This is a genomic window from Phenylobacterium sp. (assembly GCF_004297125.1).
Lineage (GTDB): Bacteria > Pseudomonadota > Alphaproteobacteria > Caulobacterales > Caulobacteraceae > Phenylobacterium.
The window spans coordinates 452,814-464,500 of record NZ_SCVD01000020.1 but is presented as its reverse complement, the minus strand read 5'-3'; the positions used below and the strand labels follow the sequence as shown (position 1 = coordinate 464,500).

The 11,687-nt window shown below is 70.2% G+C and carries 15 protein-coding genes; 6 read left to right on the top strand and 9 right to left on the bottom strand.

Annotated features, from left to right (window positions below):
• The 3 genes from EPO51_RS13040 to EPO51_RS13030 all read left to right on the top strand — a co-directional run.
• A partial coding sequence (locus tag EPO51_RS13040) for an aminotransferase class I/II-fold pyridoxal phosphate-dependent enzyme (protein ID WP_293351126.1) occupies nucleotides 1–570 on the top strand: 570 nt, incomplete at its 5' end.
• Between the two features lie 125 nt (nucleotides 571–695).
• Nucleotides 696–1,388, top strand: a complete 693-nt coding sequence (locus EPO51_RS13035) for an alternative oxidase (RefSeq protein ID WP_293351125.1) — start codon at nucleotides 696–698, stop codon at nucleotides 1,386–1,388.
• Entirely contained in the window at nucleotides 1,385–1,819 is a 435-nt protein-coding gene (locus EPO51_RS13030) for a group III truncated hemoglobin (RefSeq protein ID WP_293351124.1), read from the top strand. Before EPO51_RS13035 ends, EPO51_RS13030 begins: the two co-directional genes overlap by 4 nt.
• Nucleotides 1,820–1,927: 108 nt before the next feature.
• Here EPO51_RS13030 and EPO51_RS13025 read toward each other — a convergent pair whose 3' ends face one another.
• The 9 genes from EPO51_RS13025 to EPO51_RS12985 form a co-directional block, all read right to left on the bottom strand.
• Complete coding sequence (locus EPO51_RS13025; protein WP_293351123.1) at nucleotides 1,928–2,326, bottom strand: response regulator transcription factor; 399 nt, start codon at nucleotides 2,324–2,326, stop codon at nucleotides 1,928–1,930.
• A 54-nt stretch (nucleotides 2,327–2,380) separates the two neighbouring features.
• Nucleotides 2,381–2,986, bottom strand: coding sequence for a response regulator FixJ (gene fixJ / locus EPO51_RS13020; protein ID WP_293351121.1), 606 nt, complete (start codon nucleotides 2,984–2,986; stop codon nucleotides 2,381–2,383).
• Nucleotides 2,979–4,460 carry a PAS domain S-box protein gene (locus EPO51_RS13015; RefSeq protein ID WP_293351119.1) on the bottom strand — a complete coding sequence of 494 codons (1,482 nt, stop codon included), beginning with the start codon at nucleotides 4,458–4,460 and terminating at the stop codon, nucleotides 2,979–2,981. Before EPO51_RS13015 ends, fixJ begins: the two co-directional genes overlap by 8 nt.
• 88 nt (nucleotides 4,461–4,548) lie before the next feature.
• Nucleotides 4,549–5,115 carry a DUF308 domain-containing protein gene (locus EPO51_RS13010; RefSeq protein WP_293351117.1) on the bottom strand — a complete coding sequence of 189 codons (567 nt, stop codon included), beginning with the start codon at nucleotides 5,113–5,115 and terminating at the stop codon, nucleotides 4,549–4,551.
• On the bottom strand, nucleotides 5,112–6,203 hold the full coding sequence (locus tag EPO51_RS13005) for an AI-2E family transporter (protein WP_293351115.1): 1,092 nt from the start codon (nucleotides 6,201–6,203) through the stop codon (nucleotides 5,112–5,114). The genes EPO51_RS13010 and EPO51_RS13005 overlap by 4 nt, the downstream gene beginning before the upstream one ends.
• Complete coding sequence (locus EPO51_RS13000; protein ID WP_293351114.1) at nucleotides 6,179–7,027, bottom strand: universal stress protein; 849 nt, start codon at nucleotides 7,025–7,027, stop codon at nucleotides 6,179–6,181. Before EPO51_RS13000 ends, EPO51_RS13005 begins: the two co-directional genes overlap by 25 nt.
• 16 nt (nucleotides 7,028–7,043) lie before the next feature.
• On the bottom strand, nucleotides 7,044–7,415 hold the full coding sequence (locus tag EPO51_RS12995; protein ID WP_293351113.1) for a cytochrome c family protein: 372 nt from the start codon (nucleotides 7,413–7,415) through the stop codon (nucleotides 7,044–7,046).
• Nucleotides 7,416–7,479: 64 nt separating this feature from the next.
• On the bottom strand, nucleotides 7,480–8,349 hold the full coding sequence (locus EPO51_RS12990; protein ID WP_293351111.1) for a universal stress protein: 870 nt from the start codon (nucleotides 8,347–8,349) through the stop codon (nucleotides 7,480–7,482).
• A 65-nt stretch (nucleotides 8,350–8,414) separates the two neighbouring features.
• On the bottom strand, nucleotides 8,415–9,068 hold the full coding sequence (locus EPO51_RS12985; RefSeq protein WP_293351109.1) for a helix-turn-helix domain-containing protein: 654 nt from the start codon (nucleotides 9,066–9,068) through the stop codon (nucleotides 8,415–8,417).
• Nucleotides 9,069–9,237: 169 nt separating this feature from the next.
• Between EPO51_RS12985 and EPO51_RS12980 the strand changes: the two genes are divergently transcribed.
• From EPO51_RS12980 to EPO51_RS12970, 3 genes are all read left to right on the top strand, one after another.
• Nucleotides 9,238–9,660: a host attachment protein gene (locus EPO51_RS12980; RefSeq protein WP_293351108.1), complete on the top strand. Its 423-nt coding sequence runs from the start codon at nucleotides 9,238–9,240 to the stop codon at nucleotides 9,658–9,660.
• A 12-nt stretch (nucleotides 9,661–9,672) separates the two neighbouring features.
• Nucleotides 9,673–9,981, top strand: coding sequence for a helix-turn-helix domain-containing protein (locus tag EPO51_RS12975; RefSeq protein WP_293351107.1), 309 nt, complete (start codon nucleotides 9,673–9,675; stop codon nucleotides 9,979–9,981).
• Between the two features lie 68 nt (nucleotides 9,982–10,049).
• The gene (locus EPO51_RS12970) at nucleotides 10,050–11,681 is read left to right on the top strand and encodes an MBL fold metallo-hydrolase (protein WP_293351106.1); all 1,632 of its coding nucleotides are present in this window, start codon (nucleotides 10,050–10,052) and stop codon (nucleotides 11,679–11,681) included.
• Nucleotides 11,682–11,687 lie beyond the last annotated feature (6 nt).

Here is an 11,687-nt window from a genome sequence, read left to right as displayed (position 1 = left end):
GTGGGCATGTACGGCCCCCGCGGGGCCGGCGTGGCCGAGCGTGACGGGGTCATGGACCAGATCGACATCGTCGAGGGCACGCTCGGCAAGGCGTTCGGCGTCATGGGCGGCTACATCGCGGCCGACGCGGTGATCTGCGACGCGATCCGCAGCTACGCCGACGGCTTCATCTTCACCACCTCGCTGCCGCCGGCCCTGGCGGCCGGCGCGGTGGCCTCGATCCGCTACCTGAAGGCCCACAACGAGATCCGCGTGGCCCACCAGGAGCGCGCCGCGGCCCTGAAGCAGCGCCTGACCAAGGCCGGGCTGCCGGTAATGCCCAGCGTCAGCCACATCGTGCCGGTGCTGGTGGGCGACGCCGTCCACTGCAAGCTGATCTCCGACATCCTGCTGGAAGACCACGGCATCTACGTCCAGCCCATCAACTACCCCACCGTGCCCCGCGGCACCGAACGCCTGCGCTTCACCCCGTCCCCCGGACACACCGACGGCATGATGGATGAACTCACCGACGCGCTGGGCCGACTGTGGAGCCTGTGCAAGCTGAACAGGCTGGACGTCGCGGCCTGACCGAGGGCTCGCCCATCCGGATCGCTACTTAGGGGACGCTCCCGAATGTAGCCGCGGCGGACGATTGGCTATTCAGACCGGGTCAGCGCGGGATCTTTCCCGCACAGTTTGAAAGGCTTCTCGCCATGTCCGGCCCGTCTGCCGACCTCTCTGTCCACTACCAGCCCCGCGGTCTCTCGGACCGGGTGGCCTTCGGCTTCGTCAAGGCCTTGCGGTTCTGCGCCGACACCTTCTTCGCCAGGCGTTACGGCCACCGGGCCGTCGTGCTGGAGACGGTGGCCGCCGTGCCTGGGATGGTGGGCGCGACCTTGAACCACCTGAAGTGCCTGCGCCGGATGTGCGACGACAAGGGCTGGATCAAGACCCTGATGGACGAGGCCGAGAACGAGCGCATGCACCTGATGACCTTCATCGAGGTCGCCAAGCCGACGGCGTTCGAGCGCTTCGTGGTCGTCGCCGCCCAGTGGGTCTTCTACCTGTTCTTCTTCGGCCTCTACCTGATCTCGCCGAAGACGGCGCACCGGGTGGTCGGCTATTTCGAGGAAGAGGCGGTGATCAGCTACACTCACTACCTGGCCGAGATCGACGAAGGCCGCTCGCCCAACGTGCCCGCGCCGACCCTGGCGATCCGCTACTGGAACCTGCCCATGGATGCGACGCTCCGCGACGTGGTCGAGGTGGTCCGCGCCGACGAGGCCCACCATCGCGACGTCAACCATGGCTTCGCCAACGAGCTGGCCGGCCTTGTCGAGCCGGTGAAGATCCCCGCGGTATGGCCGCATGAACAGCTCCAGCCCCACTGGCGCGACGCGGCGTGAGCGACGCCGAAACCCCGAAACTGCGCATCGGCCCCGGCGTCGCCGCCGGGGTCGATGAGGCGTTGATCGCCCGCCAGGTCCATGCGTTCTATGGCCGCGTGCGAAAGGACCCGGCGCTGGGGCCGGTCTTCGAGGCCGCCGTAGAGGACTGGGACGAGCACCTCGCCAAGCTCTGCGACTTCTGGTCCTCGGTCCTGCTGATGACCGGTCGTTTCAAGGGCTCGCCCATGGCCGCCCACGCGCAGGCGCCGGGTGTGCTGGACGAGCACTTCGCGCTCTGGCTGGACCTCTTCGAGCGCACTGCCCGCGACATCTGCCCGCCGGCGGCCGCGGAGCTCTTCATCGAGAAGTCCCGGATGATCGGCCGCAGCCTGCGCATGGGACTGGCCGCGAGCCGCGGGACCCTGATCGCGGATCTCACCGCGCGCTAAGGCGCAATCCGCCGATGCAGAAGGCGGTCTGACAGCCCGGATCCAGCTAAGAATCAACGAGATGGTGGCTTCTTGCCCCTCCGATTGATTCCGTCTTAAGGGCGGGCGCTAGGCGCCCGGCCGGGTGTTCGGCTCGAGCAGCCGGTGGATGGCGGCGACCAGGGTTTCCCCTAGCAGGGGTTTCTCCAGGATCGGAGTTCCGGCGCGGGCCGCGGCTTCGCGCAGCGGGGCGTTGGGGTGACTGGTCACCAGGATGGCGGGCATGTCGACCTGACGGTCGCGTAGCTGGCGCAGGGTGGCGAGCCCGGAGACGCCGGGCAGGCGCTCGTCCAGCACCAGACAGCCGGGTCCTTCCGGGGGGAGGCGCAGCAACAGGGCCTCGCCGGAGTCGAAGGTCTCGACCGCGAAGCCCTCAAGGTCGAGGGCGAACTCCAGCGCGCGTCGAACCGCGGCGTCATCGTCGACGACGAACACCACGGGAGGCCGGCTGGGGAGGCGCTGATCCATGACGCAAGCGTCGCACGGCCCTGGGGTCCGCGCCTTGATCTCGCGCAACGCCGTTCAGAAACCGGCGAGGAGGGCGATGCGGACCAGCTCCGAGAGCCCGTTCGCCTGGGTCTTGTTCATGACGTTGGCGCGGTAGACTTCCACGGTGCGCGGGCTGATCCCGAGCTCGTAGGCGATCACCTTGTTCATCTTGCCGGCGACGACCCCGCGCAGGACGTCCTTCTCGCGGCCGGACAAGGTCGAGAGCATCTGTTCGAAACGTTGCCGCTCGATGTTCTGCTCGTCCGTACGGACCTGGGCGTCGAGGGCCGAGCGCACGGCGCGAAGCAGGACCTCATCGTCGAAGGGCTTCTCGATGAAGTCGACGACCCCCGCGCGCATCGCCTCTACCGCCAGGGGCACGTCGCCGTGACCGGTAATGACGATCACGGGCAGGGTCACGCCCCGCTCCCGCAGGCGCCGGATCAATTCCAGGCCGCTCATCTCCGGCATCCGTACGTCGGTGATGATGCAGCCTTCGGTGAGGCCTTCGGCGACGGCGAGGAACTCCTGCGCCGAGGCGTAGGTCTTCGCCGGCAGGTCGGCCATCTCCAGGACGAAGCCCAACGAGACCCGCACCGGCTCGTCGTCGTCGATCAGATGGACGGTGGGCTCACTCATGATCCGTCAATTCCTCCTCTCGGACCGCCGGCAGCGTGAAGCGGAAAGTCGCCCCGCCGTCGGCGTTGGACTCGACCCAGATCCGGCCGCCGTGCGCCTCGATGATGGTTCGCGAGATCGACAACCCGATTCCCATACCCTGCGCCTTGGTGGTCATGAAGGGCTGGAATAGCTGTTCCGCCACTTTCGGACTGAGGCCGTGGCCCGTGTCACTCACATATACCTCGACCATGTCGTCGGCCGCCGGCACGGCGCCCACCACCAGGTCCCGGCGCGGAGCCTCGTCCATGGCCTCCACCGCGTTGCGGATCAGGTTGAGCGCGACCTGCTGGATCTGCACCTTGTCCGCCAGGACGAGGCTCACGCGCGGGTCGATCGAATAGCGCAGGCGCACGCTCTTCTCCTTGGCGCCCACCATGGCCAGCGCGCCGGCTTCCTCGAGGAGTTGCGGCAGGCTCTCGATGCTCCGATCGGCCTCGCCCTTCGAGACGAAGTCGCGGAGCCGGCGGATGATCTGGCCGGCTCGGAGCGCCTGGTCGGCGCCCTGGCTGATCATGTCCTCGAGGCGCGCCTTGTCGGTCGGCTCGCGCTTCAGGAGCACGAGGCATCCCTTCATGAAATTGGCGGCCGCTGTCAGCGGCTGGTTGAGCTCGTGGGCGAGGGCGGAGGCCATTTCGCCCAGCGCGGTGAGGCGGCCTACGTGGACAAGCTCGCTCTGGACGTCCTGCAGCCGGCGCTCGGCCTGCTGCCGTTCGCTGAGGTCACGCACGAAGCCGGTGAAATAGCGTTGCTCGCCGGAGCGCATCTCGCCCACCGAGAGCTCCATCGGGAAGGTCGAGCCGTCCTTCCGCTCGCCGACGACGACGCGGCCGATGCCGATGATCCGTCGCTCGCCGGTGGTCAGATAGCGGAGCAGGTAGGCGTCGTGCTGGGTGCGGTAGGGGTCCGGCATGAGCATGCTGACGTTGCGGCCAATGACCTCCGCCGCGGTCCAGCCGAACTGACGCTCCGCCGCGCTGGAGAACGACTGCATGACCCCACGCTCGTCGATGACGATCATGGCGTCCGGCACCGTGTCGAGGATCGACTGCAGGTGGGCCTCGCGGGCCTGGAGGTCGGCGACGAACCGACGGATCTCGCGGGTGTCGCGCAGCATCCGCGAGCCCACAAAGCCGATCGCGATCGTCAGGGCGACGAAGACGCCGCCGCGCACGAACAGCTCCGGGTCGTACGTGGTCGGGAAGCCGATGAAGGCGAGGCTCAGGGCGATCGAGAGGGCGCCCGCGAACAGCGTAGGGCCCACGCCCCCGAGCGCCCCGCTCGCGAGCAGGGCCGGGACGAACAGCAGGAACACGAGGTCGTCGTGGAAGTAAGGATCGAAAAGAAGCCGAAGCGCCGCGCAGGCCAGCGTGGCCGCGATGGCGATGGCATAGCCGGCAAGCCACCCGAACCGGGCGGGCGCGCCGCTACTCAAGGTTGGGGCCAATGGCATGGCCGTAGCGGTAGGTCCGAAGGTTCTCTGTGGCAAGGCGGGGTTCGGCCTATTCGTAGGACAGACGTCGTCAGCGTCGGGGCGCAGGACGGGCGAAGCTGGTGGCCACGAGCGCCGCGCCGCTCGTGGCGAAGGCGGCGCACAGCAGGATCGCGATGGCCTGGGGCGACCGCTCCGGCAGGCCGGCCGCGAGCAATCCGGCGCTCGCCAGGCTGGTCATGGCCGAGGCCAGCAGCCACCGCCACGCGACCAGCGGGCGCAAGTGCAGGGCCGCAGCGAGCTGGAAGCTGCCGTCCATGACCAGGGCCGCGGCAAGCATCAGGGCCGTGGCGAGCGCCCCGGCCGTGGGGTGGAAGGTCAGGTAAGCGCCGAGCCCCACGGCGGCGAGCGAGGCGGCCACCCCCAGCCACCGCAGCCAGCCATTGAACATCAGCAGGGCGCCGCCCAGCATGAGGGCGCCTGCGAGCCACAACAGCCAGCCCCCTGCGGCGCCAACCAACAGGGTCGTCTCCGCGGGGAAGGCGATGGCGGCGCCGGCCAGCAGGATCAATCCGACCCCCGCCGCGAGCGCCGGACGCCGGCGGTCGGGATGCAGGTTGACGAGGGCGCGGAATTCCATGGCGTCGGTCGCGGTCATGCGACCCCTCCGGAGGCTTGGGGATGGAGGAGGCGGTCGCCGAGGACGTCCTCCACATACAGGTGGCGGACCACGACGTAGGCGACCACCGCGAGCGGCGTGGCGAAGAGCACGCCCAGTGGGCCGAGCAGCACGCCCATGGCCAGGACGGCGAACAGGGTCAGCCCCATGGGGAGCTCCACCATCTGGCGCAGAAGCAGGGGGGTCACGACATTGGCCTCGAACTGCGAGGCGCCCAGGTAGATGGCCGCCGCCCAGGCCAGGGTCTGCGGACCCTGGGCGGCGGCGACGATCAGTCCGGGAAGTGTGGCGGCCCAGGGACCGACCACCGGCACGAACTGGGCCAGGCCCGCCAGCACGCCCAGCGCCAGCGGCGAGGGGACGCCGGCCCACCAGAGGCCGAGGCCGACCGACCCGCCGACCAGGAACATGGAGGCCAACTGTCCGAGCAGCCATCGGTTCAGGGCCTCGCCGCAGGCGGCCAGAACCTGGCCGGCCCGCGCCCGGCGCGGGGGCGGGATGAGGTGCAGGGCCCCACGCAGATAGGTGGCCGGATGGAAGGCGAGGTAGAGGCCGCTGAACAGCACGATCACCGTGGCGGCGGCGGTGCTCGCCGACCCCTGGATCAGCCGCGACGCTGTTTGCACCACCAGCCCATCCGCGTGACGCAAGCGCTGCAGGTCGTCCAGGACATAGGCGCCCAGAGGCGAGGTGGACAGCGGCGCCTGCAGAGCGCTCCACGCCTTTGGCACCAGCTCGCCGAGCGTGGCGACCTGGACGGCGATTTGTTGCCCGAACAGCCATACGGCGCCGCCGATCGCGACGGTCAGGCCGGCCACGGCGAGCGCCAGGGCCAGCGGCCGGGGCCAGCGCAGGCGGATGGTGAGCGGCTCGGACAGCGCATTCAGCAGGACCGCGACCAGAATCGCGCCGAAGGCCAGCAGCAGGACGTCGGCCAGCCGCCAGACCAGCAGCCCCGCGACCACGAGCACCGCGAGCTGCAGCGGAGCGCCGAAGCCGCGGGCCCGGGCCCGCATCCGCGGCAGGATCGCCGGCTGCGAGCTCAATGCGACATCAGCACGGGACATGGAGGGGCCTCGAGCATGGCGTCGGTCGCGCCGCCGAGTACGAACTCGCGGACGCGGGCGTGGCCGAAGCCGCCCATCACCAGGAGGTCGAGCTGGGTAGCGGCGGCATAGTCGGCGAGACGGTGGCCGATGGATTCGTCGTGCGCCAGGCGCTCGTCCACCGAGGCGCTCACACCATGGGCCGACAGATGGCGGACGAGGTCGTGCGCCGCGCCCTTCACCGCCTGCGGCTTGTCTCCCAGGGCGATGAAGATCCGCACGTCCCTGGCGCGCCGCAGGATCGGCAGGGCGTCGGCCACGGCGCGCGCGGCGCGGGCCCCACCGTCCCAGGCGATGGCCACCGTGCCGAACCGATCGGCCGGCGCGATCTCCTGGCCCTCGGGATAGACCAGCACTGGACGCCCGGATCCGAAGAGGACCGTCTCGGCCAGAGCGCGATCGGCCAGCACCGCAGGGCCGATCGGCACTAGCGTCGCGTCTCGGGTGCGCGCCGCCCGCGCGATGGTCTCGGCTTCCTCGTAGAGGCGGGCCGTCACCGTCTCGGTGCGGATCTGGGTCCCGGCGTCGGCGGCGGCGATCCGCGCGCAGACCGCCTCGAGCCGCGCCGTCGCCGCGCTGCGCGCCTCCTCGAGCTGGCTGAGCTGGTCCAGGCGCAGGAGGGCGTTGGCAAGCGGATTGTGCAGCTCGGGGATGTCTACCTGCACGGTGAGCAATGTGAGCTCGCCGCCCAACCGTTTGGCCAGGGCGACGCCGCTCCGCAGGGCGCGGTCCGGCGTCGCGTCCGGGTAGGTCAGGGCCGTGAGCAACAGGTCGCAGTAGGCCATGGCGGGGTCCTCGGGCTCAGTTGCCGTGAAGGCTGTCGAAGTAGGCGATCAGGTCTTCGGCTTCGCCCCTTGTGAAGGGAATGGACGGCATCCGGTCGAAGCCGTGCTGCGACACCTCGGCGAAGCGGCGCTCGAGCTGCAGGGCGTTGTAGCGGCGGGCCAGCTTGTAGAAGGCCGGCCCGTCGCGGGCGTCGCCGTCGTCGAGGCCCACGGCATGGCAGCCCGAACAGCGGCGAACCGCGAGGTCGTGGCCGCGCTGCTGAACGGAATCGAGGGTCGGCAAAGGCGGGACCGACGACCAGTCAGGCCCGGCTGGCGCGGTCGAGGTGGCGCACGCCGACAGCAGAAGCGCCGCGCCGACGCCGGCGATCGATCTCAAGGCGGGCATGGCGGGCTCCTCGGCGAACGGCCTGCGGCGCGGGGCCGTCGCCGGCCCCGCATCCTGGCGACGATCAGTGGCTCATCAGCACGAAGCAGGTCGGGCGGTGCATCAGGTCGTCGGTGACCCCGCCGAAGGCCCACTCGCGCAGACGGCTATGGCCGTAGGCGCCGCAGACGATCAGGTCGGCGTTGTTGAGCTGGGCGACCCGCTCGATCTCCTGGGTGACGCCTTCGGGGGCCACGCTGGTGACCAGCCCGCGCGCCTCGACGCCGTGCCGCTTGAGGTTCTCGACCACGTCGTCGACCTCGAACACCATCCGGTCGGCTTCGTCGGCCTTGCAGACGGCATGCACGATCACATCCTCGGCGCGCTGCAGCAGCGGCATGGCGTCGTCCAGGGCGCGGCGGCATTCCCGGGTGTCCTTCCACGCCACGACCACGCCCATGGCGCGCAGATGGTGGCGGTCCTCGGGCACGATCAGGACCGGCCGGCCGGCGCTCATCACCACGTCCGCGGCGTCCGTCGCCCGGGTCGTGTCGCCGCTTTCCTTCGGGCTCACCACGATCAGGTCGCAGGTGCGCGCCGCCTGGACCAGGGCGCGGCTCGGATAGTCCTGAACGCTGCGCCAGTCGATGCTGGCGCCGGCCGCGTCGCGCCGGAACGCGGTCTCGGCCTCCGTCAGGCGTCGGGCGACCTGCTCCTGGAGCATCGCGATCAGCTCGCCGCTGGCGTAGCCGGAATAGGGATCGGAGGTGACGATCGGTTCGTAGGTTTCGGCCCCCAGCCCAATCAGGCGCGCATCCAGGTCGCGGGCCAACCGAGCGGCCACCTCGACGCGATGGGTGGCGGCGATGCCAGGCTCGGCGTGGACGAGGATGGTCTTGTAGGTGTCGGGGCGGACGACGACTTCGGTCGCGACCCGTTCCATTGTCTTGGTCATGGGAGGGCTCCATTGCCAGGTCGCGGCCGGCTTGAAGCCTGCGGCCGCACAGGTGTTGGCCCGCCCTACGCGGCGAGCGCCTCGAGCGCGGTCCACTTCCGGACCTGGAAGCGACGCGACGAAGGGAATTCGACGATGGCGTCGCCCTGCAGCTGGGTGAGCATGCGCGACACCGTCTCGATGGTGAGGCCGAGGTAGTCGGCCATGTCCTGCCGGCCCATGGCGAGGTCGGCGTGTTCGTCGGACTGCCGCTGGGCGATCGACATCAGGAAGCTGGCGACCCGCTCGCGGGCGCTCTTGCGGCCGAGCATCACCACGTGCTCCTGCAGGCGCTCCATCTCCAGGCGCTGGGCCTCAAGGATGGCGCGATCCAGGGCGGCGTCGCCGGCGAAGGCGCGCACGGCGCTGCGGCGGACCACCAGGATTTCGCAGTCGTCCAGGGCTTCCGCGGCGAAGCGGTGATCGGGACCCGGCTCCAGGCCGAAGATGTCGCCGGCGTAGTAGAAGTCGCCCACCTGACGGCGACCGTCGACGGTCAGCCGGCTGGTGCGCACCACACCCTTCACGACCCGGTAGAGCAGTTCCACCTCGTCGTCCTGGGCGTAGATCTCTTCGTTGCGGGCGTAGATCATGCGCACGCCGTGGCGCTCGAACGCATCGGCCAAGGCCGACGTGGGGCGGGCGGTGCGGGGATCCGTCAGGGGATAGGCCAGGGTCATCGCGGGCTCCATTTCGATGACCCACTGACTAAGCCTCGCCGCCTCGCGGGGACATTTGGGAGCGTCCCCTAAGTAGCAGCACGGAGGCGACAGGGGCCCGGAATTGATCTGCGTCACAGAAGGAGGCGTCGGCCCGCCCATACTCGGTATTCGGAAACTGGAGGGCGAGATGGACGAAGGCGGCGTGACCTGGATCGTGGCCGCGGATGCGGTTGAGGCACGGGTGTTCTCGGAACGCGTGCGCGGAGGGCCGTTGCGAGCGTTGCCGGAGTGCTCGGTGTCCGCGAACGCCGCCGAACGCCGTCACCACGGGCTGGACAACCGCGCGGAGCACGAGTCCCACCTTCGTTTTTTCCGCCGGATCGCGACCCGCTTGGCGCTCGCGGCCTCACGCGGCGAGTTCGAGCGGCTCGCGCTCATGGGACCGCCGCGGGCGCTGGGACTGCTGAGGCTGGCGCTTCCGTCGGAGGTCGCGCGCCGGGTCGACGTGACGGATCCTCATGATCGCGCCCTCGACGACGCCGAGACCCTGCGGCGCTGCCTGAGCCAGGCGCGGGCGCGGACCTGGTCGCCGAACGCGGCGGGTGGGTGACAGGCGCTGGCGATGTGCGACGAGATCGACCGCCAGCTGGGTCTGCGGCTGCGCCGCCGCCGCCGACTCCTTGCCCTGACCCAGCAGCAACTCGCGGCCCGGATCGGCGTCCGCTTCCAGCAGGTCCAGAAGTACGAATCCGCCGCAAACAGGATGTCGGCGGGAATGATCGGGCGCATCGCGCACGCGCTCGGGGTCGAGGTCGGGTACTTCTATGCCGGGCTGGAGCGCCTGCTGGCGCCGCAGAACGCCAAGGACGGTCCGCCACCGAAGCTTCAGCGGGGCCTCGGCCGTGCATCCGGGCGGCGCGCGGCCATTTGATCTCGCTCACGGCGGCCGTGACGAGCTGAGGCGAGGATCCGTTCGCACCTTGGCAGACGGATTCCGCGATGGCCTTCGATCTCACGTTCCACGGCGCCGCCGGCTGCGTCACCGGCTTCTGCGCCCGCCTGACCACGGACAAGGCCAGCGTGCTCATCGACTGCGGCATGTTCCAGGGCTCGAAGACCCTGAAGGCGCTGAACTACGAACGCTTCCCGTTCAACGCGGCCGAGATCGACGCGGTCCTGCTGACCCATGCCCACATCGACCACTCCGGGCTGCTGCCGAAGCTCATGCGCGCGGGCTTCAAGGGTCCGATCCTGGCGACCGCGGGGACCCGCGACCTCTGCGCGGTGATGTTGCCGGACGCCGGCGACATCCAGGAGAGCGAAGTCCGCCACCTCAACCGCCGCAACCAGCAGCGCGGTCGCGAACCCGTCGAGCCAATCTACACCGTGCGCGACGCCAAGCGCACGCTGGAGCTCTTCCGGCCGGTCAAGCTGGGCCGCGAGGTCCAGGTCGCCCCCGGGATCACCGCCCGCTACTGGGAAGCCGGCCACATCCTGGGCTCCGCCTCCATCGAGGTGCGGGTGGAGACCGATGAAGGGCCCGTGACGCTGTTGTTCTCCGGCGACCTGGGTCCCGGCGGGCGTGACTTCCTCCCGGACCCCCAGGGCCCGACAGGCGTGGACTACATGGTGATCGAGTCGACCTACGGCGCCCGGCCCCGGACGCCGCTCGATCCCGCCTCCCGCCGCCGCCTGCTCGCCCGCGAACTGCGCGAGGCCCAGAAGGCCGGCGGGCCGTTGCTGATCCCGGCCTTCGCCGTGGAGCGTTCGCAGGAACTGCTCGCCGACCTGCAGATCCTCACGCGCGAAGGCGAGATTCCCGAGGCCGACATCTTCCTGGACTCGCCGCTGGCGATCGAGGCGACCGAGGTGTTCCGCAAGCGGGGATGGAGCCCGGTGCTGGAGCGCAATCCCTTCGAGGATCTCCGGCACAGCGGCCGACTGATGTTCCTGCGGGAGCCCTGGGAGAGCGACCGCCTGGAGCGCCTGCGCGGCTGGCACATCATCCTGGCGGCCAGCGGCATGTGCGACGCCGGACGGGTGCGCAAGCACCTGAAACGGCTCCTGTGGCGGCAGGACGCCACCGTCCTGCTGCCCGGTTTCCAGGCCACTGGCACGCTGGGCCGCTACCTGGCCGAAGGGGCGAGGTCGGTGCGCATCCAGGGAGAGGACATCTCCGTAAGGGCCCGCGTGCGGTCGCTCGACATCTACTCGGGCCACGCCGACCAGACCGGCCTCGTGGCCTGGGCCAAGGCCCGCCAGCCGGTCGCTGGGACCGTATTCCTCGCGCACGGGGAACCGGAGGGGCTGGAGGGGCTACGCGATGCGCTGGCCAAGTCCGGATTCCCGGCGGAGCGGCTGGCGATCCCCGCGCTCGACGATCGCTACCGCCTGACCAAGGCCGCGGCCACCGCCCAGCCCGGCGAAGCTCGCATCCTTGCGGACGCCGCCGCGCGCCCGGACTGGCACAACGCCCGGGCGCGCCTGATAATCGACCTCAACGCGCGGCTCGAAGCCCTGCCGAGCGATGCGGCTCGCGAGGCGATGATCGAGGAGCTGGCGCGGTCGGTGGCCGTCGGCGGGGCGATTGACGCCGGTCAAGGCGCGACGCCCGCCAAGGCCGCAGTCTGACGGTCT